The organism is Terrabacter terrigena, assembly GCF_042676085.1.
Taxonomy (GTDB): domain Bacteria; phylum Actinomycetota; class Actinomycetes; order Actinomycetales; family Dermatophilaceae; genus Terrabacter; species Terrabacter terrigena.
The window spans coordinates 1-25,395 of the sequence record NZ_JBHTKH010000015.1 but is presented as its reverse complement, the minus strand read 5'-3'; the positions used below and the strand labels follow the sequence as shown (position 1 = coordinate 25,395).

Annotated in this window: 25 protein-coding genes and 1 tRNA gene; 16 read left to right on the top strand and 10 right to left on the bottom strand. The window is 70.2% G+C overall.

Annotated elements, in window-relative coordinates:
- Positions 1-23: 23 nt before the first annotated feature.
- Positions 24-1,196, top strand: coding sequence for an N-acetylglucosamine-6-phosphate deacetylase (locus ACFQ2V_RS17565; protein WP_386054156.1), 1,173 nt, complete (start codon positions 24-26; stop codon positions 1,194-1,196).
- A 67-nt stretch (positions 1,197-1,263) separates the two neighbouring features.
- Here ACFQ2V_RS17565 and ACFQ2V_RS17560 read toward each other — a convergent pair whose 3' ends face one another.
- On the bottom strand, positions 1,264-2,304 hold the full coding sequence (locus tag ACFQ2V_RS17560; protein ID WP_386054155.1) for a putative sugar O-methyltransferase: 1,041 nt from the start codon (positions 2,302-2,304) through the stop codon (positions 1,264-1,266).
- 216 nt (positions 2,305-2,520) lie between these two features.
- On the opposite strand from ACFQ2V_RS17560, the gene ACFQ2V_RS17555 reads away from it, so the two are divergent.
- The 5 genes from ACFQ2V_RS17555 (at position 2,521) to ACFQ2V_RS17535 (ending at position 6,785) form a co-directional block, all read left to right on the top strand.
- Positions 2,521-3,168 carry an HAD family hydrolase gene (locus ACFQ2V_RS17555; RefSeq protein WP_386054153.1) on the top strand — a complete coding sequence of 216 codons (648 nt, stop codon included), beginning with the start codon at positions 2,521-2,523 and terminating at the stop codon, positions 3,166-3,168.
- A 58-nt stretch (positions 3,169-3,226) separates the two neighbouring features.
- Complete coding sequence (locus ACFQ2V_RS17550; protein ID WP_386054152.1) at positions 3,227-4,588, top strand: pyridoxal phosphate-dependent decarboxylase family protein; 1,362 nt, start codon at positions 3,227-3,229, stop codon at positions 4,586-4,588.
- Between the two features lie 216 nt (positions 4,589-4,804).
- The gene (locus ACFQ2V_RS17545) at positions 4,805-5,104 is read left to right on the top strand and encodes a DUF3263 domain-containing protein (RefSeq protein WP_386054151.1); all 300 of its coding nucleotides are present in this window, start codon (positions 4,805-4,807) and stop codon (positions 5,102-5,104) included.
- Positions 5,105-5,244: 140 nt separating this feature from the next.
- Positions 5,245-5,709 carry a GNAT family N-acetyltransferase gene (locus tag ACFQ2V_RS17540; RefSeq protein ID WP_386054150.1) on the top strand — a complete coding sequence of 155 codons (465 nt, stop codon included), beginning with the start codon at positions 5,245-5,247 and terminating at the stop codon, positions 5,707-5,709.
- The gene (locus ACFQ2V_RS17535) at positions 5,706-6,785 is read left to right on the top strand and encodes a P1 family peptidase (protein WP_386054149.1); all 1,080 of its coding nucleotides are present in this window, start codon (positions 5,706-5,708) and stop codon (positions 6,783-6,785) included. Before ACFQ2V_RS17540 ends, ACFQ2V_RS17535 begins: the two co-directional genes overlap by 4 nt.
- Before the next feature lie 36 nt (positions 6,786-6,821).
- Here the strand turns inward: ACFQ2V_RS17535 and ACFQ2V_RS17530 are convergent, their stop codons facing one another.
- Together ACFQ2V_RS17530 and ACFQ2V_RS17525 are read right to left on the bottom strand one after the other, a co-directional pair.
- Positions 6,822-7,922 carry a M48 family metallopeptidase gene (locus ACFQ2V_RS17530; protein WP_386054148.1) on the bottom strand — a complete coding sequence of 367 codons (1,101 nt, stop codon included), beginning with the start codon at positions 7,920-7,922 and terminating at the stop codon, positions 6,822-6,824.
- A gap of 372 nt (positions 7,923-8,294) precedes the next feature.
- On the bottom strand, positions 8,295-9,248 hold the full coding sequence (locus tag ACFQ2V_RS17525) for an MBL fold metallo-hydrolase (protein ID WP_386054147.1): 954 nt from the start codon (positions 9,246-9,248) through the stop codon (positions 8,295-8,297).
- A 91-nt stretch (positions 9,249-9,339) separates the two neighbouring features.
- On the opposite strand from ACFQ2V_RS17525, the gene ACFQ2V_RS17520 reads away from it, so the two are divergent.
- From ACFQ2V_RS17520 to groL, 3 genes are all read left to right on the top strand, one after another.
- Complete coding sequence (locus ACFQ2V_RS17520; RefSeq protein ID WP_386054145.1) at positions 9,340-9,909, top strand: hypothetical protein; 570 nt, start codon at positions 9,340-9,342, stop codon at positions 9,907-9,909.
- Positions 9,909-10,403 (top strand): HIT family protein, encoded by a 495-nt coding sequence (locus tag ACFQ2V_RS17515; RefSeq protein ID WP_386054144.1) that lies wholly within the window; start codon positions 9,909-9,911, stop codon positions 10,401-10,403. Before ACFQ2V_RS17520 ends, ACFQ2V_RS17515 begins: the two co-directional genes overlap by 1 nt.
- Positions 10,404-10,611: 208 nt before the next feature.
- Positions 10,612-12,243 (top strand): chaperonin GroEL, encoded by a 1,632-nt coding sequence (gene groL / locus ACFQ2V_RS17510; RefSeq protein ID WP_386054143.1) that lies wholly within the window; start codon positions 10,612-10,614, stop codon positions 12,241-12,243.
- 120 nt (positions 12,244-12,363) lie between these two features.
- Here the strand turns inward: groL and ACFQ2V_RS17505 are convergent, their stop codons facing one another.
- Positions 12,364-12,654 (bottom strand): WXG100 family type VII secretion target, encoded by a 291-nt coding sequence (locus tag ACFQ2V_RS17505; RefSeq protein WP_150988825.1) that lies wholly within the window; start codon positions 12,652-12,654, stop codon positions 12,364-12,366.
- 140 nt (positions 12,655-12,794) lie between these two features.
- Between ACFQ2V_RS17505 and ACFQ2V_RS17500 the strand changes: the two genes are divergently transcribed.
- A complete protein-coding gene (locus ACFQ2V_RS17500) occupies positions 12,795-13,583 on the top strand; it encodes a DUF4031 domain-containing protein (RefSeq protein WP_386054142.1) in 789 nt (262 codons plus the stop codon).
- An 84-nt stretch (positions 13,584-13,667) separates the two neighbouring features.
- Here ACFQ2V_RS17500 and ACFQ2V_RS17495 read toward each other — a convergent pair whose 3' ends face one another.
- On the bottom strand, positions 13,668-14,162 hold the full coding sequence (locus ACFQ2V_RS17495) for a YajQ family cyclic di-GMP-binding protein (RefSeq protein ID WP_045190851.1): 495 nt from the start codon (positions 14,160-14,162) through the stop codon (positions 13,668-13,670).
- Between the two features lie 137 nt (positions 14,163-14,299).
- Between ACFQ2V_RS17495 and ACFQ2V_RS17490 the strand changes: the two genes are divergently transcribed.
- A tRNA-Tyr gene (locus ACFQ2V_RS17490) sits at positions 14,300-14,380 on the top strand.
- 836 nt (positions 14,381-15,216) lie between these two features.
- Here the strand turns inward: ACFQ2V_RS17490 and ACFQ2V_RS17485 are convergent.
- From ACFQ2V_RS17485 to ACFQ2V_RS17475, 3 genes are all read right to left on the bottom strand, one after another.
- Positions 15,217-15,606: a hypothetical protein gene (locus ACFQ2V_RS17485; protein WP_386054141.1), complete on the bottom strand. Its 390-nt coding sequence runs from the start codon at positions 15,604-15,606 to the stop codon at positions 15,217-15,219.
- A gap of 570 nt (positions 15,607-16,176) precedes the next feature.
- Positions 16,177-16,773: a hypothetical protein gene (locus ACFQ2V_RS17480; protein ID WP_386054140.1), complete on the bottom strand. Its 597-nt coding sequence runs from the start codon at positions 16,771-16,773 to the stop codon at positions 16,177-16,179.
- 311 nt (positions 16,774-17,084) lie between these two features.
- The gene (locus ACFQ2V_RS17475) at positions 17,085-19,838 is read right to left on the bottom strand and encodes a helix-turn-helix transcriptional regulator (protein ID WP_386054139.1); all 2,754 of its coding nucleotides are present in this window, start codon (positions 19,836-19,838) and stop codon (positions 17,085-17,087) included.
- 131 nt (positions 19,839-19,969) lie between these two features.
- Here ACFQ2V_RS17475 and ACFQ2V_RS17470 point away from each other — a divergent pair, with 131 nt between their 5' ends.
- The 3 genes from ACFQ2V_RS17470 to ACFQ2V_RS17460 all read left to right on the top strand — a co-directional run bounded on the left by ACFQ2V_RS17470 (position 19,970) and on the right by ACFQ2V_RS17460 (position 22,316).
- Complete coding sequence (locus ACFQ2V_RS17470; RefSeq protein ID WP_386054138.1) at positions 19,970-20,938, top strand: MBL fold metallo-hydrolase; 969 nt, start codon at positions 19,970-19,972, stop codon at positions 20,936-20,938.
- A gap of 450 nt (positions 20,939-21,388) precedes the next feature.
- Complete coding sequence (locus tag ACFQ2V_RS17465; protein WP_386054137.1) at positions 21,389-21,829, top strand: tautomerase family protein; 441 nt, start codon at positions 21,389-21,391, stop codon at positions 21,827-21,829.
- Positions 21,830-22,088: 259 nt separating this feature from the next.
- On the top strand, positions 22,089-22,316 hold the full coding sequence (locus tag ACFQ2V_RS17460; protein WP_386054136.1) for a hypothetical protein: 228 nt from the start codon (positions 22,089-22,091) through the stop codon (positions 22,314-22,316).
- Positions 22,317-22,334: 18 nt separating this feature from the next.
- Here ACFQ2V_RS17460 and ACFQ2V_RS17455 read toward each other — a convergent pair whose 3' ends face one another.
- Positions 22,335-23,306 carry a LysR family transcriptional regulator gene (locus ACFQ2V_RS17455; protein ID WP_386054135.1) on the bottom strand — a complete coding sequence of 324 codons (972 nt, stop codon included), beginning with the start codon at positions 23,304-23,306 and terminating at the stop codon, positions 22,335-22,337.
- A gap of 29 nt (positions 23,307-23,335) precedes the next feature.
- Between ACFQ2V_RS17455 and ACFQ2V_RS17450 the strand changes: the two genes are divergently transcribed.
- Complete coding sequence (locus tag ACFQ2V_RS17450) at positions 23,336-23,545, top strand: hypothetical protein (protein WP_386054134.1); 210 nt, start codon at positions 23,336-23,338, stop codon at positions 23,543-23,545.
- A gap of 25 nt (positions 23,546-23,570) precedes the next feature.
- The gene (locus ACFQ2V_RS17445; protein ID WP_386054133.1) at positions 23,571-24,431 is read left to right on the top strand and encodes an aldo/keto reductase; all 861 of its coding nucleotides are present in this window, start codon (positions 23,571-23,573) and stop codon (positions 24,429-24,431) included.
- A 493-nt stretch (positions 24,432-24,924) separates the two neighbouring features.
- Here the strand turns inward: ACFQ2V_RS17445 and ACFQ2V_RS17440 are convergent, their stop codons facing one another.
- Positions 24,925-25,341, bottom strand: coding sequence for a universal stress protein (locus tag ACFQ2V_RS17440; RefSeq protein ID WP_386054132.1), 417 nt, complete (start codon positions 25,339-25,341; stop codon positions 24,925-24,927).
- Positions 25,342-25,395 lie beyond the last annotated feature (54 nt).

Here is a 25,395-nt window from a genome sequence, read left to right as displayed (position 1 = left end):
TCCGTGCGACAGAATCGACCCCGATGAACCTCACGCTGCGCGGACCCGCCCTCGTCGACGACGTCGTGCTGCCCGACGTGCTCGTGCGCGTCGAGGGGGAACGCATCACCGCGGTCACCCCCCTCGAGCCCGGCGCGGAGCCGCCCGGCGACGCCCACGCCGCCGAGCGGGTGGGCGGGACGATGCTTCCGGCATACGTCGACGTCCACTGCCACGGCGGCGGCGGGTCGGCGTTCACCGACCTCGACGACGAGGCGGCCGCCTCTGCCGCCCGGCACCACCACGCGCACGGCTCGACCAGCCTGCTCGCGAGCCTCGTCACGATGACCCCGCGCGACCTCGAGCGCGGTGTCTCGATGCTCGCCGAGCTCTGCGACGACGGCCTCGTCGACGGCATCCACCTCGAGGGCCCGTGGCTCGCCGAGGCCCGCTGCGGCGCCCACGACCCGACGCTGCTGCGCGACCCGTCGCTCACCGAGGTCGAACGCCTCCTCGAGCTCGGTCGGGGGCACGTCCGGCAGGTCACCCTCGCCCCCGAGCGCGACCACGGGCTCGACCTCGTGCGCTGGCTGACGTCGGCCGGCGTCCACGCCGCCATCGGGCACACGACGGCGCCCTACAGCACCGTCGAGCAGGCCGTCGCAGCCGGGGCCGACCTCGCCACCCACCTCTTCAACGGCATGGACCCGTGGCACCACCGCGAGCCGGGCGCCGTTGCGGCACTGATGCGTTCGGCCGCGCGAGGCCACGTCACGGTCGAGCTCATCGCGGACGGCGCCCACCTGTCCGACGACACGGTTCGCACCGTGCTCGACCTCGTCGGAGCCGACCACGTCGCCTTCGTCTCCGACGCGATGGCTGCCGCGGGAGTGGGGGACGGAGCGTACGTCCTGGGCGGCCTCTCGGTCGTCGTCGACCGCGGCATCGCGCGCCTGCGCAGCGGACCCGACGGACGGCCCGGCTCGATCGCCGGCGGCACGAGCCACGTCGGCGACATCGTGGCCAGGGTGGTCGGCACGGGCGTCCCGCTGCCGTATGCCGTCCGTCCCGCCACGCGCACACCCGCCCGCGCGCTGGGGCTGGCCGACCGTGGCTCGCTCTCCGTGGGCTCGCGCGCGGACGTCGTCGTCGTCGACGACGCCGCGCGCACCGCGAGGGTGATGCGCCGGGGCGCCTGGCTGGCCGAGCACGCCTGAGCGCGCGTCGGCCCACCACAGCCGGCCCGTGCGCGGCCGGGCGCGGCGAGCCGACCCGCGCCCGGACTCAGCGTCGCCGGAGGACCGCCAGCTGGCCGGCGGAGTGGATGAGCGGGCTGTTGTAGGTGCCCACCAGCTCGTAGCCGCGACGCTCGAACATCGCGATGATCCGCGCGGAGGTGACCGGGTCGATGACCCCGACGGGCTCGTCGGTGTGCAGCGGCTTGCCGAGCCGCGAGTTGAGCGACACGACCCACCGGACCCCACGCGCCACGACGAGGTCGACGTAGTTCTCGACGACGTCGGGCTCCATCTCCTGGAACGAGAAGGAGTTGACGAAGACGTCGAACTCGCCCGTGATGTCGGGCAGCCGGTAGTTCGGCATCACGGCCGACCCGGCGACGTCGATCGGCCCGGTCGACGCGACCCCGGCGTCGTAGACCGCGACCCGGTCGCCGAAGAGCTCGCGCAGGTACCACGACGCGACGGTCAGCAGCGGCGGTATGTCGACGTTGACGTAGACCGCGTCGGGGTCGCGCGACATGAGGAACTCGCCGAGCACGCCGAAGCCGCCGCCGATCTCGAGGAAGCGCTTCGGGGGCGCGTCGACGTGCATCGACAGGGCGGCCATGCACAGGGCGTAGTTGAGGTAGGGCCGGGTCCAGCCGTGCTCCGCGTTGGTGAACCGGTAGTACTGGAACGGTGTGCCCACCTTCGACTCGCCGAGACCGACGAGGTCGCACGGCCAGTTCTTCTGGTTCCAGGCGAGGCGGAGCGCGTCGAAGTCGCGGCGGGCCTCGTGCGTGGCGGCGAGCGCCGAGCGGATCCAGCTCGGCTCGGCGGTGGAGGGCAGGGAGGGCTGGGCGGTCGCGATGACCTTGTCGATGATCGCGTACGTGAACCCCACTCCGTAGCGGGGGTAGAACCACCAGCCGGCGGTCGGCCACGACTTGAACGACTCGAGGCCCCGGTTCTCCATGTCGGCCAGCAGCGCGTCGAGGCCCGGGCCCCAGAAGCTCGTCGGGCGGTACAGGGTGTCCGTGTCGCGCAGCTCATCGAGGGAGCGCTGCGTCATGGCGGACCAGTCGAGCGCGGTGGCTTCAGTCATGAGGTGCATGTTGCCGGTCCTGGCTGTCAGTTGGGCAGCGCAAGGCCGGAAATGTCCGAATCGATCCCATCCGCGCCCGATCCGGCCACCATCCGGCCACCAGCCGGCCACCAGCCGGCCACCATCCGGCCACCATCCGGCCACCATCCGGCCGCCAGGCGACCGTCATCCGGCCTCGTCGTCCCGTCCCGCGCCGGCCTGCCCTAGGCTCGCCCGGTGACGAATCCCCGCTGGTCCACGGCCGTCTTCGACCTCGACGGCACGCTCGCCGACACGATCAACCTCATCGTCGAGTCGTACCAGTACGCGTTCCGCACCGTGCTCGGCCGGGAGGAGGACCCCGACGTCATCCGCTCGTGGATCGGGCGCCCGCTCATCGGTGCGTTCCGCGACCACTCGCCCGAGCACGCCGACGAGCTCTACGCGACCTACCTGACGTGGAACGCCGAGAACACCGAGCGCCTCATCCGCGACTACGACGGCGTGGTCGCCGTGCTCGCCGACCTGCGGGCAGCGGGCGTCGCCGTGGGGGTCGCCACCTCCAAGCGTCGCGAGTCGGCCCAGCAGGCGATGGACATCCTCGGCATCTCCGAGCACGTCGAGGTGCTCGTGGCGATGGAGGACACCGAGCGCCACAAGCCCGACCCGACGCCGCTCCTGCTCGCCCTCGACCGGATGGGTCGCGGCGCCAACGGTGCCGTCTACGTCGGTGACGCCGTCGTCGACGTGCTCGCGGGCAAGGCCGCGGGCATGGACACGGTCGCCGTCACGTGGGGCGCGGGCCTGCGCGCGCCTCTCGACGCCGTGCGTCCCTCGGCCGTCGTCACGACCGCCGACGAGCTGCGTTCGGCCCTCATCGGCTGACGCCGGCGGCCCCGCCTTCCCGGTCGGGCGCGGGGCTCGCAGGGCCTAGCATCTGTGCGTGCACAGCTTCGACAAGGACGCCGACCACCTCGCCGTCGACAAGGTCCTCAGCTACGCCCGCGGGCGGCTCCTCATGGACCCGATACCGCTCGACGGGGCCCAGACCGCGGGGTACCTCGAGTCGGTGGCCGGCCAGACCATCACGCCGGCCGGTCTCGGCTCGACCCGGGCGATGGAGCTCTTCGAGCACACGCTCGCTCCGGCATGCCTGTCGACCGACCATCCGCGCTACCTCTCCTTCATCCCGTGCGCACCGACGCGTGAGGCCGCGGCCTTCGACGTCGTCGTCGGCGCGTCGTCGATCTACGGCGGTTCCTGGATGGAGGGTGCCGGCGCCGTCTACGCCGAGAACCAGGCGCTGCGCTGGATCAGCGACCTGGCCGGGCTGCCCGCCTCGGCCGGGGGCGTCTTCGTGCCCGGTGGCACGGTCGGCAACCTCTCCGCCCTCGTCGTGGCACGGCACACGGCCCGGGCCCGGGCGAAGGCCAGCGGCAGCGGCGCCCGGCCCTACCGGGTCGCGGCCACCGACAACGCGCACTCCTCGGTCGTCTCGATGGCGGCCGTCATGGACGCCGAGGTCTGCGGCGTCGCGGTCGACGACAAGCTGCGGATGACCGGCGCCGAGCTGCGGAAGACGTTGGAGGAGCACGGTCCCGAGACGTTCTTCGCCGTCGTGGCCACGAGCGGCACCACCAACTTCGGGGTCGTCGACGACCTGGCGTCCGTCGCCGAGGTGTGTCGCGAGTACGGGCTGTGGCTCCACGTCGACGGCGCCTACGGTGGCGCCGGGCTCGCCGCGCCGTCGGTCCGGCACCTCTTCGCGGGCATCGAGCACGCCGACTCGTTCATCGTCGACCCGCACAAGTGGCTCTTCGCGCCGTTCGACTGCTGCGCCCTCATCTACCGCGAGCCGGAGCTGGCGCGGGTGGCGCACACGCAGGAGGCGGGCTACCTCGACGTCATCACGAAGTCGGCGGAGTGGAACCCGACCGACTACTCCATCGGCCTGACCCGACGCGCCCGCGGCCTGCCGCTCTGGTACTCCCTCGCCGTCCACGGCACCGACGCATACGTCGACGCGATCGAGAGCACCATCGAGGTGACGCGGTTCGCGGCCGACGAGATCGGGCGCCGTCCGTACCTCGAGGCCGTGCGCGAGCCGGACCTGTCGGTCGTCGTCTTCCGGCGCCTGGGCTGGTCCGCCGAGGACTACCAGGCGTGGACCGACCGGTTGCTCGCCCTGGAGTTCGCGTTCGTCGTGCCGACGACCTTCCGGGGCGAGACCCTCACCCGCTTCGCCATCGTCAACCCGCACACCACCAAGGAGGACGTCAACGCCATCCTCGATACGATGGCGTGACGCCCGACCCGGCCTGCACGCGTACGAAAGCCCGCCGGACGTGAAGCGACGCAGCGTCACGGGTGGGGCGAACGAGGCCAGTGGGACCGATGTTCCGAGGCGCGTCGAGCGCCACCCGACGACATGCCGGCAACACGCCCGACCTGAATGACACCCTTGTCATTTGGACCTATGGTGATGACCGGAGCCAACGCACGACCGCACTGAGACGGGACCATGAGCACAGACCACGCCACGGCGCAGCCGCACCGCCCCGAGTCCGAGGACGGCCTCAGCGCGCGCGACCTCGAGATCCTGGCGTTCGAGCGCCAGTGGTGGAAGTACGCCGGCTCGAAGGAGCAGGCCATCAAGGAGCTCTTCGACATGAGCTCCACGCGTTACTACCAGGTGCTCAACGCGCTGCTCGACAGCCCGCTCGCCCTCGAGGCCGACCCCATGCTCATCAAGCGGCTGCGTCGCATGCGCGCGAGCCGTCAGCGGGCCCGCACCACGCGCCGCCTCGGCATCAACGTCTGAACCGACGCCCGACCTGACGACGACGGCAGCCGGGGTGGAGCGAGGTTGCCGAAACCCGTGGGCCGGCCGGCGCCGCGCGCGGATCGCCGGAGTCGCCCCGGTTGGGTGCCGTCCCACCGCCTGCGTGGTTCACTTCCCTCATGGCTGAGGTGACGATCCGTCGCGCATCGGCCGACGACGCGCTCATCGTGGCCGCGCTGCACCTGCAGTTCGCCCGCGAGCTCGGTATGCCGTCCGAGCCCGGCTACCTCGACCGCTTCGTCGACGCGTGGCTGGCCGAGCGACCCGACCGCCCCACCTGGATCGCCGAGAGCCGCGGTGAGCACGCGGGCATCCTCGAGACGCGCCGCATCCGGGCCCTGCCGTGGCCGGGGCGCCGAGACGTGTCGTGGCTGCACGTCGGCGGGCTCTTCGTCGCCCCCGGCTGTCGCGACCGAGGCGTCGGCCGCGCCCTCACGGAGGCGATGATCGAGTGGTCCCGCACCACCGACGTGAAGTGGATCCGGCTCAACGCCCCCGACGACCGGGCGCAGGAGTTCTACGAGCGGCTGGGTTTCAGCTCGCCGGGACGCCTGATGGAGTTCGACCTGCGGGACCCCCAGTGACCGCCGCCGACCCGGTGCCCGTTCCCGCCCCGGGCCCGACCAACTCCCTCGTCGACGTGGGCGGCCTGCGCGTCGGCCACTGCACCCGTGACGAGCCCGGCTGGCTGACCGGCGTGACCGTCGTCGTCGCCCCCGCCGACGGGGTCGTCGCCGGCGTCGACGTGCGCGGCGGCGGGCCCGGCACGCGCGAGACCGACCTGCTCGACCCGCGCAACCTCATCGACCGCGTCAACGCGGTCGTGCTCGGCGGTGGCTCGGCCTTCGGTCTCGCGGCGGTCGACGGCGTCATGGCCGCTCTCGCCGACGACGGCCTCGGCTGGCCCACGGCCGAGCCCGGGCAGCGCGTGCCCATCGTGCCCGCCGCGATCCTCTTCGACCTCGGACGCAGTGGCACGTGGCGCAACACGCCGGGCGCCGACGACGGGAGGGCGGCATACGCCAGCGCGTCGTCCGAGGCGGTCACCCAGGGCTGCGTGGGCGCCGGCACCGGGGCCAAGGTCGGCGGCTTCAAGGGCGGCATCGGTTCGGCGAGCGTCGTCCTCGAGTCGGGCACCACGGTCGCGGCGCTCGTGGCCGTCAACGCCGTCGGCTCGGCGGTCGACCCCGTGACGGGCCTCCCGTATGCCGTCGGGCTCGCCATCGGTGACGAGCTCGGTCACCTCGAGACGCCCAGTGCCGACGAGCTCGACGACGCCCGCACCCGGGTCGAGGCGGCGCCCGGTCGAGCGGCCGGGCTGCCGGGTCTGGCCACCACGATCGGTGTCGTCGCGACCGACGCGACTCTCTCGAAAGCCCAGTGCCAGAAGGCTGCCGGTGTCGCGCACGACGGATTCGCCCGTGCGCTGAAACCCGTGCACACGCTCTTCGACGGCGACACGCTGTTCGCGCTGGCGACGGGGGAGCGGCCGGCGCCCGACCCGATCGAGCTGACCGTCCTCATGGAGGCCGGGGCCGACTGCGTGGCGCGCGCCATCGTGCACGCGCTGCTGGCGGCGACCTCGGTCGACCGCACGGCCGACGGCGGCGTCGCGCTGCGGTCGTGGTCGGAGGCCTTCCCTTCGGCCCTCAGCCGCTAGGTCCCTGCTCCCGGGCAGAGGTCGTCGTCGGGGCCGTCAGTGGTACGTCTCGACGAGCTCGTCGGCCAGCTGCCGGGTGAGCGCCTTGCGAAGTCCCGCCAGCTCCAGGTCGGCCTCGTGCTCGACCTCGGTGCGCTCGAGCGCGCGATCGGCGCCCCGCGCCTCGGCGAGGCTCATCCGCAGGTCGTCCCGCGGGTGGCTGGCGTCCCAGCGGAGGTCCTGCTCCCGGGCTCGCTGCCGAGCGGCCGCGACCTGGGCCGGGGTCGGGGCCGGCCGCTCGCGCACCGTTTCGAGCACGGTGAACGGGTCCTCGCGCCGGCGCACCCCTGCGGCTGCGAGCGTGTGCAGACCCGGCACGTTCTCGAGCGTGACGAGCAGGTGGACGAGGGCGGCTGAGCCTGCGACCTCGGCGGCACGCAGGTCGGCGAGGTACTCACCGCGCTGGGAGCTGACTGCTGCGAGGCGTTCGAAGAGCAGGAGCAGCAGGCTGGCGGGCAGGGACACGATGCGCAGCGCGAAGGCGGCGACGGCGTTCATCGTCGCCTGCGACGTCTGGACGCCGATCCTGTAGTCGGCGAAGTCGGTGTAGGTGTCGGCCGGGAGTGGCGTGAGCAGGGTCGCGAAGCGGTGCAGGACGCCGTGGGCCATCCACGTGACGTAGCCCGTCGTCGCGTCGCGGCCCCTGAGGTGGCCCAGCTCGTGGGCGAGCAGGGCGAGGCGCGCGTCGTCGGTGAGCACGGTCCAGAGCGGAAGCCCGATCACGAGGGCCCGGCGCCGACCCCACCCGACCCGGGCGACCCCGGCGTTGAAGTCCGTCGAGACGCCGATGGCGTCCGGGGCGCGGGTGCCGACGGCCGCGGCGACCGTGCCGACGTGGCGGTGCACGTTCGGGAACTCGTCGGTGGTCAGCGGCTGGACGTCCTCGAGTCGGTTCGGGCGCGGCGCGGTCGCCAACACCACGAGCCAGCCGATGACGACGCCGAACCAGCCGTAGAGGTTCTTCGACGCGAAGGTCGCGACGGCGAGCAGGGCGACGGCGGCGGCATACGCGAGGAGGACGAGCACCGAGAACGCGAGCACGCCGTACGAGGTGCCCGTCGCGGAGGACGGGCGCTCGCCCCGGCCGACCCGGGCCAACAGGCTGTCGTGGATCCGCGCCGAGGCGGCCTCGGTGGCGGCGATCCGCCGACGGGCGAACCACGAGCCGCGGGGCCGGGCGGGGGGAGCGGGGGAGGCGGTCGGTGGTGCGGGGGGTGTGGCGTGGCTCGGACACGGTGACCCTTCGGCGACGGGCGGATTCCGTGCTGGATGTTACGGGCGCGGGGAACCCGCAGCCAGCACCTCGTCGACGCGGCTCGCCCCCGCCACGGGCGGGCGCACCGTGACCCGCGCCCGCGTCGGGCCGCGGATGGTCAGTGAGTACGCCTCCTACCGGCCGCCCGCCGGCGTCGGCACGACGATGCTCGAGGGGCCGTGGTTCCTCGAGCGGTTCGGCGGTGGCTGGCCGGGTCAGGGGGCGGGTGGCGCGAGGTGCTCCCAGCCGCGGCGGATCGCCGACTCGAGGTCGGCGAGCGGGTACGGCAGGCGCGCGTCGGTGTCGCGCAGCGCCTGCTCGAGCGAGCCGCCGGAGAGCCGGCGCTCGCGGATCACCGCTGCGACCGCGGCGATGTGGTCGCGCTGCCGGGTCACGAAGGCCACGTCGACGGGGCGGCCGTGGCCGGGCACGACGACGGAGCTGTCGTCGACCTGCACCAGGTGCGTGGTGAGGGTGTCGGCCCACTCGAGCGGCCAGCAGTCGCCACCGAACGACGGGTGCGCGCTCTCCTCGACGAGGTCGCCGAGGAAGACCGCGCCGGTGTCGGGCACGACGACGGCGACGTCTCCGTCGGTGTGGCCGCGGCCGGCATACGTCATGGTGACGACGCGGTCACCGAGGTCGATGGTCGCGTTGGACCCGAAGGTGCGGTCGGGGCCGCGGACGGCGGTCGCCACGACCTCGGCGGCGTCGCTCTCGGTGTAGCCGAACTCGGGTGCGCCCCCGGGGTCGGCTCGCAGGGCCTGCTTGATGTGCTCCGCGGCGCCGGCGAGCGTGCGCCCGACGTTGTCGTGGGCGTGCACCGTGGCCACCTCGAACGCCACGTTGCCGAAGGTGTGGTCGAAGTGGACGTGCGTGTTGACGACGTGGCGCACCTCGATGTCGCGACCGAGCCGGCGCACGTCGTCGAGCACGTGGCGGCCCTGGACGTCGCTCGCCCGGGTGTCGATGACGACGGCGCCGTCGCGGCCCAGGACGAGTCCCACGTTGACGTCCCACTGCCGGTAGCGCGCCACGAAGACCCGGTCGGCGACCTCGACGAAGCCCTGGGTCGGGGGCCCCGGAGCGCCCGCCGTCGCCGGGCCCGCTGCGGCGCCGCCGCTCTCTCTCCGGTCGGCGGTCATGACCGGTCCGGCGATGTGATCCATGTCTCCTCCGGCACCGTCCCACCGTAGTGGCCGACTGCGACCGACGCTCCGGACGGGCGATCGCGGCGCGGTTCCTCTACGTTTGTGAGCCATGTCCTTCGAGCCCTCCACCGACGTCCGGCCCGACCCCGGCGGGCGCCGACGCCGACGCGTCGTCATCGCGGCAGCCCTCGCGGCGTTCGCCCTCCTCGCAACCGGGGCCGTCGTTTTCTGGTCGGGCGACAGCTGGCGCGAGGAGGCGATGGGGGCGGGCGTCTTCCCCGACGTCCGCGGCTCGGACTTCGCCGAGACGACCCCGGACGACGGCTGGGGCACCTCTTCCGGCACGTCGGACGCGCCCGGCACGTCCAGCACCGCCGCGCGCCCTCCGGGCACGTCCTCGGAGCAGGCTCCCGCTACTGCTGTCGTCGAACCTGCCACTGACGCGACGTCGCAGGTGCCCACCACCCGGGCCCCGGTGCCCCGCCCGACGTCCACCTCGACGGTGGCGCCCCCGCCAGCCCCCGACCGCACGTCGCCGACCCCGTCGTCGTCGACCGCCGTGCCGAGCCCGACGTCGACCAAGGGCGGGCCGAAGCCCAAGCCGACCTCGCCGCGACCCACGCCCACGAGCTCTCCGACGCCGTCCGACGGCGGCTGCTTCCTGCTCATCATCTGCTGATGCGGATCGCCCCGGCCGTGGCCCCCCGTCGTGACGTCCGCGACGGGGGCCACGCTGCGTGGCAGCCTGTGGCCATGGACTGCGTCTTCTGCTCGATCGTCGCCGCCGACCTGCCCAGCGACCTGGTGCTCGACGAGCCGGACTTCGTCGGCTTCCTCGACCGGCGGCCCGTGTTCAAGGGCCACGTCCTGCTCGTGCCGCGCGTGCACGTCGACACGCTGCTCGACCTGCCCGACGACCTGCACGCCGGCCTGCTCGGGGCGGCACGTCGCCTCGCCGCCGCAGCCGTTGCGGGCCTGGGGGCACAGGGCACCTTCGTCGCGATGAACAACGTCGTGAGCCAGTCGGTGCCGCACCTGCACGTGCACGTCGTACCGCGCACCAGGGGTGACGGTCTGCGCGGGTTCTTCTGGCCGCGCACCACGTATGCCTCCGAGGAGGAGTCCGCCGCGTATGCCGCCCGCCTGGCCGCCGCGCTCGAGCCCGCTGCCTGAGATCGCTGCGTGACTCCGTCGTTTTGTTTGCACTCTCACCCCGAGAGTGCCAATAATGGCGTTAGCACTCTCCAGGTGGGAGTGACAGAAATGGGCCGTATGCCGAGGGGCTGGGTTCGCAGCGACATGAAGCTGGGAAGACCGGTCCCGTCCGTCGCGGGCGTCATGCGGGCCACCACCATCGATTCGCGTGGGAGGAACCACCCGAATGGCCAAGACCATTGCGTTTGACGAAGAGGCGCGTCGCGGCCTCGAGCGAGGGATGAACATCCTCGCCGACGCCGTCCGCGTGACCCTCGGCCCGAAGGGCCGCAACGTCGTGCTGGAGAAGAAGTGGGGCGCCCCCACGATCACCAACGACGGTGTCTCGATCGCCAAGGAGATCGAGCTCGACGACCCGTACGAGAAGATCGGCGCGGAGCTCGTCAAGGAAGTTGCAAAGAAGACCGACGACGTCGCCGGTGACGGCACGACGACGGCGACCGTGCTCGCCCAGGCCATGGTCAAGGAGGGCCTGCGCAACGTTGCCGCGGGCGCCAACCCGATGGCCCTCAAGCGGGGCATCGAGAAGGCTGTCGAGGCCGTCTCCGCCCGTCTGCTCGAGCAGGCCAAGGAGATCGAGACCAAGGAGCAGATCGCCTCGACCGCCAGCATCTCGGCGGCCGACGAGGAGATCGGCGCGCTCATCGCCGAGGCGATGGACAAGGTCGGCAAGGAAGGCGTCATCACCGTCGAGGACTCCAACACCATGGGTCTCGAGCTGGAGATGACCGAGGGCATGCGCTTCGACAAGGGCTACATCTCGGCGTACTTCGTCACCGACACCGAGCGCATGGAGGCCGTCCTCGACGACGCCTACGTGCTCGTCGCCAACAGCAAGATCGGCAGCATCAAGGACCTCGTCCCGCTGCTCGAGAAGGTCATGCAGTCCGGCAAGCCGCTGCTGATCATCGCCGAGGACATCGAGGGTGAGGCCCTCGCGACCCTCGTCGTCAACAAGATCAAGGGCACGTTCAAGTCCGTCGCCGTCAAGGCTCCGGGCTTCGGCGACCGCCGCAAGGCGATGCTCACCGACATCGCCATCCTCACGGGTGGCCAGGTCATCTCCGAGGAGGTCGGTCTCAAGCTCGAGAACGCCACCCTCGACCTGCTCGGCCGCGCTCGCAAGGTCGTCGTCACCAAGGACGAGACGACCATCGTCGAGGACGCCGAGGACCGCAGCCAGATCGAGGGCCGCATCGCCCAGATCAAGGCCGAGATCGAGAAGTCGGACTCCGACTACGACCGCGAGAAGCTCCAGGAGCGCCTCGCCAAGCTCGCCGGCGGCGTCGCCGTCATCAAGGCGGGCGCGGCCACCGAGGTCGAGCTCAAGGAGCGCAAGCACCGCATCGAGGACGCCGTCCGCAACGCGAAGGCTGCCGTCGAGGAGGGCATCGTCGCCGGTGGTGGCGTGGCGCTCATCCAGGCCGCCAAGGCTCTCGAGGAGCTCTCGCTCGAGGGTGACGAGGCGACCGGCGCCAACATCGTGCGCGTCGCGACCGAGGCCCCGCTCAAGCAGATCGCGATCAACGCCGGTCTCGAGGGTGGAGTCGTGGCCGAGAAGGTGCGCGGTCTCGAGGCCGGTCACGGCCTCAACGCCGCCACGGGCGAGTACTGCGACCTGCTGGCCGCCGGCATCATCGACCCGGTCAAGGTGACGCGCTCGGCACTGCAGAACGCCGCGTCGATCGCTGCGCTGTTCCTCACGACCGAGGCCGTCATCGCCGACAAGCCCGAGAAGCACGCTCCGGCCATGCCGGGTGGCGACGACATGGGTGGCATGGGCGGCATGGGCTTCTGAGCCCAGCAGCTCCACGCGACGCAGTCACGTCCGAAGGGCGGTTCCCCGCGAGGGGAGCCGCCCTTCGGCGTTTCGTGCGGCCGTATGCCGTCCGGTAGCGACTGCCCCGCGAAGGTCGGGTCAGCGGGCGAAGAGGGCGCGGGTGGCGTTCTCGTGCTCGGCGTAGGCCGTCGAGGCCTTGAGGGTGAGGCGGCCGACGTCGGCGAGCGCCTCGGTCATCTGCGCCTGGATGCGCTGGTAGTCGTGCATGACGCGCTCGAACTCGACCTTGGCCGGCCCCTGCCAGTCCGCGCCCATGCCGGCGAGCCGGCCGCGCAGCTCGGCGGTGCTCGAGGTGATGGTGTCGGCCAGCCGGTGGATGTCGCCGGCTGCCGCGGCGATGCGTTCGGTGTCAACGACGGAACGGGACATGTGTCTACTCCTCGATCGGTGGCCGACCCGGTGGTGGCCGCGTTCGTTCGAGGCTAGGTCGGGCGGCGGGAGCGGCGCGGCTGTCATCCACAGGGCCGCGGTGGCGGGCTCCCGGGAGCGCCTGCCCTAGGCTCGGACCCATGACCGTGTGGATCGACGAGCCCATCTGGCCCGCCCATGGTCGGCTCTTCGCGCACCTCGTCAGCGACACCTCCTACGACGAGCTGCACGCCGTCGCGCGCCGCGCGCAGCTGCACCCGCGCTCGTTCGACGGCGACCACTACGACGTGCCGGAGGGGCGCTGGCAGTCGGTGATCGACGCCGGGGCCACACGGACGACGGGCGTCGACCTCGCGCGCCGGCTCAACGCGTCGGGGCTCCGGTTGCGCAAGCGCAAGCGCGACAGGGGCGTCCGCCGCATCCTCGACGTGTCGTTCCCCAACGGCCCGAGCGACGTCGACCTCGTGGCGTCCGACGAGCCGCTCGATGCCTCGCGCGTGCTCGCCGCGATGGTGTTCGTCCGCGACCGACGCGGTGACTTCGTCGTCGTCCACAGCGTCCGTCGGGGCGAGTGGGGGTCGCCCGGCGGTTGGCGCGAGGAGGACGAGACGCCGGTCGAGAACGCCGTCAGGGAGACGTTCGAGGAGACGGGTCTGAAGCTGCGTCATCCGGACGTGCTCCCTTGCGGCTACGAGAGATTCACGCCGCGCAACGACGACAACCTCTTCTCGCGTGAGAAGCCGTACCTGCAGGTGTTCCGCACCCGGCTCGAGGACGTCCGGCCCGCGATCAACGACGGTGACGACGGCATCCACGAGACACGGTGGGTCACGCCGGAGGAGTACGCGAGTCTCTGCGGGCACCTCTTCTGGTGGCCCCTCGCGGTCGAGGTCTTCCCCGACCTGCGCGGGCTCGCCCGCCCCGTCTGATAGGCACGTATGCCGCCCGGCGCGGCGGGCGGCATACGTGGTCGGTCGAGGTGGGTTGGCCTGTCGTGCAGGCGAACCCGAGCGTCAGCGCTGGTTGGTGAAGGTGAGCGCGACGTCGAGGTCGGCCTCGCGCAGCATGCGCTGGACGGCCTGGAGGTCGTCGCGGCTCTTGCTCGAGACACGCAGCTCGTCGCCCTGGATCTGGCTCTTGACGCCCTTGGGCCCCTCGTCGCGGATCAGCTTGTTGATCTTCTTCGCGTTCTCCTGCGAGATGCCCTCCTTGAGCGGTGCGTCGAGGTGGTACTCCTTGCCGGAGAGACGCGGACCGGCCTCGGGCACGTCGAGGTGCTTGAGGCTGACCTTGCGCTTGACGAGGTGCGTCTGGACGACGTCGAGGACGGCGAGGCAACGCTCCTCGGTGTTCGCCTTCATCTTGATGACCTCACCGGCGAGGTCGACGGAGGCGCCGACGTTCTTGAAGTCGTAACGTGTCGCGATCTCCTTGCTGGCGCTGTTGACCGCGTTCGCGATCTCCTGCTTGTCGAACTTGCTGACGATGTCGAAGGAGGAGTCGGCCATGGGTGTTGGGTCCTTCCGCGTGCTGAGAGCTGGTCTGTCGGGCGGGGCGATCACGGGCCTGCGGACACGACAAGAGCGTCGTCGAGATCCCGATTCGGAGCCCGCCCGATCTCTTGCTATCCTTCCAGACGCACCGAGGCAGGTTGCCCGAGCGGCCAATGGGAGCGGACTGTAAATCCGTCGCGAAAGCTTCGAAGGTTCGAATCCTTCACCTGCCACCCAGTGCTCAGAAGGGCCTCTGACCAGCGGAAGCGCTGGTCGGGGGCCCTTCTGGCGTTCGTCGGCCCAGCTGACCGCGGCGCCACTTCGGCCTTCTACTGCTCATCGCGGGGAAAACGCGGGGAAATTTCGCACGTCGTCGTGGTGCCCGGCCCACTCCGCGACCTGCGTTGCCGGGACTCCCGCGTTCAGCCAGAGGGAGACTGCGGCCTGCCTCAAGTCGTTGGGGCGCTTGGCGAGCGGCGAGGCATGCTCCGCATCGGTCAGAGCCTGTCGACGGGCAAGGTCTCACACCCGGTCGACCGTGCCCGTGGACTGCGGTGTGGCATCCGGCGCGCTGAGGGGCACTCCGGCCCTGCCCTCGCGCGTCACGAACAGGCGCCCCGCGAGACCAGGGGCGTAGTTCGCCGGATGCCGCCTGAGGGCCTGGACGAGCTCTGGAGGTGCCAGTGCTGCACGAGTCGCCTTCCGTGCGCGGTGTTTGAGTGCTCGGTCCTCGTCCGCCCGGGCTGAGTCAGTCCATGCCCGCCCCGCGGTCTGGGTCGATCCTTCGAGAGTGAGAAGTCCCCCAAGACGTGTGGTCGTCGGGCAGGTCGAGGTCTTGATTGCGAGGTGCTCACCTCGGCGGGCCGCGTGCCGGCGTAGGAGATGCAGGCGAAGAAGGCCGGGGGTGATGGGTAGATCTCGCGGACCGCCGACACGGCAAGGGGTGTGGTGCGCCCCGGACAGGCGGTCACCCGAAGCCCCGGACTCGTGTTGAGCCGGGGCGTTCCCCATGGGCCCGCGACCAGATGCCCACGTATGGTTGGTGTCCGGAGGCCCTCGGGTATCCCTCCTACGAAGCGGGCGTGATGAACACGACTGAGGTACCGACCCCGTGGAAGGACCCCGTGGGGGTCTGTCGCACGAAGTCGAAATGGCAGGTCACAAGATTTCCGTGCACGTTCGGCTTGGTCGTGTCGAGTTGCTGCACGACTACGGGGTCGCCACCGGTCGGCGTGAAGGTCGCCGTCGCCTGAAGGGACTGAATGACGAACGTTGCCGTGCTGCCGACAACGTGCCCTGGAGTGAAGTCCCCATTTCCGTTGAAGGCGGCCTCCACCGTCTGACCGTTGTCGCAGCTCAACGGGATCGTGGTGTTCTTGGGATCCGCTGAAGCTGCGGGGGCAAAGGCCATCATCGCAACAACTCCAGCGATGGCTGTGATAGATAGGCGTTTGATCATGACTTGCCTCCCTTCGAGGTCGAGGGTCTGCGGACGGGCTGAGTAGCCCCTGGGGAGTCTGGATGCGTTCGAGCCCAAGGTTCCGGCTTACTCCTCATTGGGACGCAGCGCAGCGCAACGGCCGAGAGTTGCCCGCTACGTGCCCCGATGACCCCTCCGCCGCCCGCGAAGCGGGGACGGCACCCTCGTAGGCGACCTCGCCCGGTGGTTAAGCCTCGCCCGGCGTCTGGGTGGACTCCTTCCGCGTGCGCTCCGGGTCCTCGGTGCGCGCCTCCGACTCGTCGAGGATCACGCGGGCCTGCATCTCTGGGTCATCGCTCCCTACCGCCCATTCCTCCGGCAACAGCTCAGCCCGCGTTTGGATCGGATCCTTGGAATGTCCTTGGCTCATCACCCGACGGTACCCGCGCACCCTGCAGCCGGCGCGATGGCTGCCTCCCCGAAGCTCCGGGTCTGAACAGAGCCCGCATGTGCACGACCCACTCAACTTCGCGAAAGACTCCTCGCCTGACCCGCGCCTGCCGTGAGCTTTCCGCTTCTGCCGCGACCAGCGCTCTAGGGAGGCGGTCGTCAGCGATGGGGAAAGAGGCGTCGAATCGCGCGGGCTCGTCGTTCTCGACGCAGTCGCCGGTCGTGCTGGTATGGATACTCGAATGTGTCGATCGCGCGCGCGACTCTGGCTCGCTCTTGACGGAGCACTTGCTCGTAAGAGTCTCGGTTGAACGAAATGTCTGGGAAGACGCCATCCTCCCCGAGCGCTGAGGCGCTCTCGTCGTAGTCGGTTTGGCATCCGATTGCCTGCCAGGTAACCGCTTCCGCATCAAGGAGGAGCCTGGCGGTTACGGCACCGCAGCCGAGGTCACCGCATTCAGGACACACATACAGGGAGACGCGTCCGTCGGGCAGATCGCCTGAAGCTTCACCGAGCAGCCGCTGGATCGCGGCGACGGTCTCGATGGGCCACGCATCCTGAATAACACCGACGAAATCGAAGGGGCCGGGCGTCAACTCAGCCAGCGAGCTGAACAACGGGTTCGCGTCCACGGTGAAGTCCAAGTACGTGACAGGCGTCTTGCTCTGCCCGTCCTCGCGCAGGGACGTGGTGAATCCTCCCGCCGCGCCCAGGTCTCGTTCGGCCGGGGTCAAGCCGAACATCGCGTCAGCCACCTCGAGATGCTCTCAGCTCGATGCTGCGTTCGGCGGCAACAGCCGCGGGCCGAAATCACGCCGGCCACTCCGACTTGATGAGCGGGTCTCATCGACATATCCGCACCTGCCGCGTTGAGCGCGGCCCTTGCCGGTCATGCCGCCAATCGGTCGTGCCGATGACAGGGACGTCGTCTGAACCTTCGGCGTAGATCGCCTTCCTCGCCCACCCAGCCTCCTTGGGCTCAGATCGCCCAGAGCGCCGGCCACGCGAGTTGCCCCGACCCGCTGAAGCACCTGGATGATCATGCCCTCGTCGGAGCGACGTGTAGCTAGGAGATGCGGCTGCCGAGCTGGGTGCGTGACTTGACTTCGAGTTTCCGGAACACCTTGCGCAGGTGGTACTCGACCGTGTTCGGGCTGATGAACAACTGAGAAGCAATCTCTCGGTTGGTGCTGCCCTTGGCCGCTAGGTGGGCGATCTGCGCCTCCCGCGGCGTGAGCTGCTCGGAGATGTCGACGGTTCGCGAGCGGGCATGCTCGCCGGTCGCCAGCAGCTCGATCCTCGCCCGCTCGGCGAAGGCCTCCATGCCGAAGTCGGAGAAGAGCTCGTAGGCGGCGCGCAGCTCCGCCCGCGCGTCCATGCGCCGCCGCTCACGCCGCAGCCACTCGCCGTACAGAAGGCGGGCACGTGCAAGATCCACGGCGATCCGAGTCCGTCCTAGGCGGTTGACTGCTGCTGCGTAAAGGGCCTCGGCGGACGGTCCTTCGGCAATCAAGGCTGCCGAGCGTGATGCGATCCCCGCTGCCCAGTCGGTGCCGGTTGCCTCGGCGATGGAGGCGAGTCTGCTCTGGGCGGCCCCGGCGGCCTCGGGGGTTCCGGCCCGGACTGCTGCCTCGATCAGTTCGGCCATGATCCACATCGAAGGGTTGAGGTCCCGCGGGGCGACGCGCTGCGCGGCTTCCAATGCCTCCTCGTATCGGCCGAGGCCGTTGTTGAGGGTCGCGGTGGCCCAATCGAGGACCGAGAGTCCGATGCCTTCTCCGCGAGACCGCACTTCGACTCGGGTCCGTTCGATCAGATACGAGGCTTCGGCCTGGTCACCCCGAAACGCGGCGAGCCCCACGGCGCCGTACGGAGCGAGGTCGCTCCCCGTCGTGTCGGTCACCCGCTGGATCTCAGCGACCAGCGACGCCGCCGCTTCCAGCTCGCCGCTGAGGAGATGAAGGTAGATGCGTTGGGTGAGAGCAAGAGGGAGGTCGCCCAGCGCCCCAGTCGTGCGTGCGATCCGGATGTGGCGCTCGGACAGCGTCTCCCACTCCGCGTCGTCCCAGAGTTGGACGGACGCGATGGTCGCGAGCCACATCCAACGTATCTGCTCGGCTGCGAATTTGTCGGTGCCGAAGGCGTTCACGGCGCGGCGAAGCCTGGGCGCGGCTTCGGTGTAGCTGCCGCTGAGCAGCGTGGTGAGCGCGTCGAGCAGCAGATCCGGTCCACGGCCCTTGAGGGTGGGCGCCGGCGCGGTTCGGGCGGCCTGCGCGACCTCGAGTGCGCGTGCGCCCGGCTGGGCGAGCCGCCCGGCGAACAGTGCCGCCGAGAGCGCATCGAGATACGTCTGACGTGCGAGTGACGGATCGAGGGTGCTCAGCCGTCCAGCGGCCTCGAGCAGCAACGCCGGTGCGTCGCTGCCATGGGTTGCGACGAAGGCGATCTGCGCGCGGCTGAGGTTGGCTCGTGCCAGCTCGAACTCGTTGAGGCTGCCGGTCGCCTCGGCCGACGCGAGGAGTTGCGAGGCATCCTCGAGGGCGCCCGCCTGAACCTTCGTCTCTGCAGCGGTCAGAGCGCGCGTCGCGCGGCGGGATGGCTCGGGCGTCAGCGTGGCCGCGCGCTCGAGGAACGCGGCGGCGGCCGCGAGACCGCCCCGGGCCTGTGCGCGCGCCGCGGAGCGTTCCAACTCCGTGGCGATCTCCTCGTCGGGCGTCGCGGTCCCTTGTGCGCGGTGCCAGGCCCGCCGATCCGGGTCGAGGTCAGGATCTGTTGCGGCTGCCAGTGCCTGGTGCACGTCGCGCCGTTCGTGCAGCCCAGCGGCCCGGTACACGGCCGAACGGACGAGTGGATGACGGAACACGACCCTGGGAGCGAAGACCAGCAGTCCCTGCGACTCGAGGACACCGACCGTCGTATCCGGGACGCCGAGGTATCTGGCGGCTCGTCGAACGAGCTCGGGGTCGCCGACCGGATCGGCGGCGGCGACGAGCAGCAGGCGTCGGTCGTCCCGCGGAAGTGATGAAAGACGTCGCGTGAAACTTACCTCGATGCTCGCGGACAAGGGGACGTTCGCGGGTAGACCGAAACCGCCGGCGAGCTGCGTCGGCGTCAGCCCGCGGGGTAACTCGAGCAGGGCGAGCGGATTGCCGCGTGTCTCTGCGACAACCCGGTCGAGCACCGAATCGTCCAGCGGTGCCGGCAGCACTGAGACGAGGAGCGCGTTGGCGTCGCGACGCCCCAATGGCTCGACGTGCAGTTCCGGGAGACGCGTCAGCCCGCCGCTCGGCTGGCGCGTTCCGAACAGTAGCGCGATCCTCTCCGCGAACAGGCGGTGGGCGACGAACGCGAGTGCGCGCTGGGACCCGGCATCGAGCCATTGCGCGTCGTCGACGATGACGACGAGCGGAGTGTCCTTCGCCGCCTCTGAGAGCAACCCCAGAGTCGCCAGCCCAACGAGGAACGGGCTCGGAGCTGCGCCCGCGTTCAGGCCGAATGCCACGTTCAGGGCATCACGCTGCGGTCGCGGGAGCCGTTCCCTCAGATCGAGGACCGGCGAGCACAGCTGCTGGAGCGCGGCGAAGGGGAGTTCCATCTCCCCTTCGACGCCGCTGGTCCGGGCGACGCGAAAGCCTTGGCCCGCCACGGCGGCGTAGTCGAGCAGCGCTGTCTTGCCGACGCCTGGCTCTCCATGGACGACAAGAACCACGCCGTTCTCCCCGTCCGTCGCCCCGAGGAGCCTGTCGAGCACAGCACGCTCCCGCTTCCTTCCCACCAGGTCCAGATGGGAACGAACGTCGTGCGCTGCTTCTCCCAGCACGCTCCGACGGTAGCCCTGTGGCGCGACCGGCCGCAGGACTACGGAGATCCGGGATTCGAGCCCGCACCTCCGGAGCGGAGGATCGCCTCTACTGCCTGGCGAGCCAGGCGAACCCACGAAGGAGGCCCCTGATGAGCAACCAACGATCGACGGCCGACACCGCCGTCTCTGACTACGCGCCCATCCCTGAGTCGTCGTTCGGGCCCGCTCTCAACGAGCAGGGCTACGCCGTGGGGCGGGTCGAGAGAAACCTGTACTGGGTGACAGATGGGGTGTATCAGGCCGCCTTCCTGACGACCCAGGACGGCGTCGTCCTGTTCGACGCGCCACCGAGCATCGGGCACAACATCCAGCGGGCGATCGACGAGATCGCGCAGGCCAACGGCGTAAGCAACCGGGTGGCCTACCTCGTCCACACCCATCACCACGCAGACCACGGCGGCGCCTCCTCGCTCTTCGGCACGGATGTCGTGCGGATCGGGCACGAGGAGACCCGGCGACTTCTCCTGCGCGACGATGACCCAGCCCGACCGGCACCCGAAGAGACCTTCAGTGACCGTCGGACGATGGAGATCGGCGGTGAACGGTTCGAGCTCGCTTGGCACGGTCCGAACCACACGCCCGACAACAGCGTCATCCACTTCCCCGATCACGACGCGCTGATGATGGTTGACATCGTCAACGCGGGGTGGGTGCCCGTTTACGTGGTCAACCTGTCAGACGACATCCCGGGCTACCTCGGGATGCCCGCGACCGCGCTGACCTACCCGTGGAAGAGCCTGATCAGCGGCCACCTGGGCCGGCTCGGGACGCGCGCCGATGTCCAGCTGCACCAGCGGTACATGTCCGATCTCGAGGCCAGCGCGAGAAACGCCCTCGATACCGTCGATCCGACGCCGTACTTCACGGCCGGAGGCGCGAACGTCTGGGCCGGCGTGAAGGGCTATCTCAACGCAGTCGGTGACGCGACGGCGGCGCCGGTCATGGAGAGGTACACCGGCGTGCTCGCAGCGGCGGACGTGTTCACGCCGGACGTGGGGTTCTGGCTGATGGAGTCCATCCGGCTCAATCACGGTTATGGCTTGCCGGTGCACCCGTGACGTAGAACCAACTTCCGACAACTGCGAGGTCGTTGATGGCCACCGGGCAGCCGCGCGGCAGCGGCAACCGCACGGAGTGTCCATTCCGGGTCTAGTGGAGGCCTGAACTGACGCCACGACGGTAGACGGAGGCGACCGCCCCGGCGTCGGCGAAGCGCTGGGTGCAACGCCCGGCGACGTACTGACCGGGTTCAGCCGGTGGATGCAACACCGGCTTGATGGATCGAGAGTAGGTGCTCGTCGAAGGCTTCGGCTGGTCTCTCCAGCCGAGGGTCTTGCGGGGCCTGGTGTTCAGCGCGTGGGCGACGGCCGCCGGCTCGTCGGGGTACTCCTCGGTGTCGCCATGACTCTCATCCTTCCCACTAGCTCCCAGACCAAACCTGCGGTCACTATGCCAACGTGCATAGAGAAGCAGAACGCCATACAGAATCCGATCCAGGAGGCCACCCCATGCCGATGATCGATGTCTACGCCGCGCAAGGCACCTTCGCCGACACCACCGCACTCGCGCAGAATCTCGCCAGAACGCTCATGGGAATCGAGGGTGTTCCGCCGATTCCCATGTTCACGAACAACACGGCGGCGTTCGTGCACGAGCTCGCCGTGGGTGCCCTGTCGAATGTGAACGGCGAGTCGAACTATGTCCGCATTCAGGTGTTCACCAACGCCGGCGCGCTGGACCGACAGAAACAGCAGACGGTCGTCGAGCAGTTCACTAGCATCGTCGCCGAGGCCGCTGGAGACGAGGGCCTCAGGGATCGCACCTGGGTGCTCCTGACGGAGGCAGTCGATGGCGGCTGGGGCCTGTGGGGCAAGGCCCACACCAACGAAGAACTCGTCGCCGCGGCTCGCGCCGAGGTCGGCCGACTTCAGGGCGGAGCTCAGGCGTAATCCTTGACGTCGACCTCTTCGGGGAAGGCGCGGCTCCATGCGGACAGTGTGGGCGGAGGCGCTGCACCGGGCCCGCTCCGCGGGCACCTGCTGGTCGTCGACGCGGCGGCGCAGCCGCGCTGGTCCTTGCCGCGGCCATCGTTGCGGGGACCGCGAGTTGAGAGGTCAACCGCGCAGCTGTGCCTGGTCGGGCTGCTCGCGAGGGTGATGGGCGGCCAGAACGCGGTCGCCCGCAGGCTGGCCCGATCCGACCACCACTGTGCTGACCCTGACGGTCACCGGCGTGGTGGCCGACGCGTCCTCGTGGTGGGTGCGTGGCCGGCGTCTGACGCCGGTGGTGGCGGTGCTCGCCGGGCTCGCGGGTGGTGTCCTGCTGCGTCTGGTGAACCCTGCCGCGCCTTTGTGGCTGGCCGCAGCCCTGTTGTCCGGCTGTTCGGTGATCGCGTATGCCGAGGCCCACCGGCCGCAGTCCAAGTGCTGGCGGTAGAGGCCGGGGCGGGGGAGGTCAGGCGTCGAACCGCTGGCGGATCGGGGCGAGGAAGGTTGCCGCGGCGGCGCTGGTGGCGCCGGCGGAGACCGCGATCGTCACGTCCCAGCTGGGAGCGTCAGCCGGGAGCGGAAGGCTGGCGAGCTTGCCGGCCTTCTTGCGCGCGATGTGCTCGGGGACCACGGCAATGCCGAGCCCGTGTTCGACGAGGTCCAGCAAGGTGTGGACGTCGTTGACCTCCGAGGCGATCTTTCGGGCGACCCCGGCCGCGGCGAACGCCCGGTCGGTCACCTGCCGGGATCCCCAGTCGGTGTTGAAGTCGACGAAGGGCTTGTCGCACAAGCTCTTCCAGTCAATCCGCCTCATGCGGGTCAGGTCGTGCTCGGGCCGGCAGACCAACGTCATGGGCTCGCTGGCCAGAGGCAGGAACCGCACATCCTCCGGCGCGCCTGCAGGGCCGGCGACGAACGCGACGTCCAGGCGCCCGGTGTGGACCTCCTCGACGAGGCGGGCCGACCCTGCCTGCTGGACCAGAAGCTCCACCCCGGGGTGCTGGGCGTGGAAATGGGCCAGCTCCCTGGGCACGTCGACGGCGCCGAGGCACTGTTCGGTGCCCACCCGGAGCCGTCCGCGCCGAAGACCCTGGACGGCGGCGACCGCGTCGCGTGCGGCCAGCACGCTGGCCAGGGTGCGCCGCGACTCCTCCAGCAGGGCCTGCCCGGCGTCGGTCAGCTCCACCCGGCGGGTGTTGCGGTCGAACAGCTCGGCGTCGAGCTCCTTCTCCAGCGCCCGGATCGAGGCGGACAGCCCGGACTGGGAGATGAAGAGCCGCTCCGAGGCCCTTGTGAAGTGCTTCTCCTCGGCCACGGTGACGAAGTGTTCGAGCTGGCGCAGGTCCATGACCAAGAAGCGTAGATGCACACTGCTATCAGTTTCTACTGTTGGACATGTGAATCCGGTGCCGGGGATCGTTGACCTCACCAGCCGCACCCCGAAACCCGAACGGAAACCCACCAGCCATGCACGTCCCAAAGCCCCTGACCGCCGAGGAGTCCAGCCGCCTCGCAGTCACCGCCACCGTCACCGATCTCGAGTACTGGGCACACCACGTGGCCGCCGAGGGAAAGCTCGACGTGCTCGACCTGCTGCGCGTCCTCGACGCGATCCGCGAAAGCAGCGTCCCGCAGAGCGCGGGCCAGCCCGCCGACCTGACCATCCTCGCCGGCTGAACCCACACCCAAGGAGCTACCACCCATGCACCTGCGCCAGATCGGCCACACCAAGGTCAGCGCGATCGGACTCGGCGGCATGCCGATGTCGATCGAGGGGCGCCCGGAGCGATCCCGCTCCATCGCCACCATCCACGCCGCGCTCGACGCCGGCATCACCCTCATCGACACCGCCGACGCCTACCACCTCGGCGCGGACGACGTCGGACACAACGAGTCACTCATCGCCGCAGCGCTGGCGACCTACGGCGGTGACACCTCCGGCGTACTGGTCGCGACCAAGGGCGGCCACCTGCGCCCCGGCGGCGGCAGCTGGACCCTCAACGGCTCACCGGAGCACCTGCGGATGGCCTGCGAGGCGTCCCTGGCCCGCCTCGGAGTCGAGGCCATCGGGCTCTACCAGTTCCACCGGCCCGACCCGGACGTCCCCTACGAGGACTCCATCGGAGCGATCCGCGACCTGCTTGATGAGGGCAAGATCCGGATGGCCGGCATCTCCAACGCCGACCCCGACCAGATCCGCGCGGCACAGGAGATCCTCGGCGGGCGCCTCGCATCCGTGCAGAACCAGTTCTCGCCTGCCTTCCGTTCCAGCGAGGTCGAGCTCCGGCTCTGCGACGAGCTCGGCATCGCCTTCCTGCCCTGGAGCCCGCTCGGCGGCATCCGCAACGCCGCGGACCTGGGCGTCACGTACCGCCCCTTCGGAGAGATCGCCGAGGAGCTCGACGTCACCCCGCAGCAGGTCACCCTCGCATGGATGCTGGCTAAGTCACCCGTGGTGATTCCCATCCCCGGCTCGAGCAGGCCCGAGACGATCCGCGCCTCCGCCGCAGCAGCCGACCTCACACTCACCCCCGACCAGGTCAGCCGGCTCGACCGAGCCTGACGGGAGCCTCCGCGCCCTCACCGAGAAGTCCACGTGCACCAACCCCTGGGGTCCGGCGGGTAGATCACAGTCCACCCGCCCGACCTGGCCGGTGCGCAGGTCCGGCCGGGCCACACGGTCGTCCACTGACGGCGCGTGACGCCCGGCACTCAGGTCGGTCGTGACCGATGGCGGGACATCTCGGCACGTGCGACGTTGCCACCTCCGTGGTGTCGGCGCCCACCCGCTGCGCTGCCACCACGTCAGGTAGGCGCAGGTCGAGCGGGCTCGGCAATGGGGCTCGGCCCTTCGCCGGCGACGGCCCAAGTGCTCGCGGAGTCCGTCGGCGTGCCGTCCAGAACACCGCGCTTCACGGCGGACCCAGATCGATGGGCGGCTATGTCCCCAAGCGATGCTCGTGGGGTGACCCGGTGCCGTCCACGGAACTCGGCATTGTCCCCTTCATCGCGTATGCCGTCGCGCCCTCCCGCTCGGGGAGGGCGCGACGACTCTCCTAACGTGGACTCTTGACGACGAGCACGGGAACGTCGGCGTCAAGGAGGATGTTCTGGGTCACACTGCCGAGGAAGGCCTTGCCGACAGGCGACCTTCGCCGGGCGCCGATGACCACAAGGTCCGGCGCTATCTCCTTGATCTTGCCGAGGATGGCGGAGGCGACGTCGGGAACGCCTGGCTTGCTGGCGACGAGATGCAGGTCCCAGGTGATGCCGGACAGAAGGCTGTCATCGGCCAGGGCCTTCTCTATTGCATCCGATATTCCGGCGCGGTTCGCCTCCGCGATGTCCTCGTCGAGTGAATCGACGACATGGATGATGTCCAGCCGGACTTGGCGGAAGGCGGCCTCGCGCGCCCCCTCCTGTAGCGCGCGGGTTGCCGTGGCCGAGACCTGGTGGGCGACAGCGACGCTCATGACGTCACCTCGTTCATTTCTGCAGCTCGTGGGAGAGCTCTGCGAGCTCGTCCC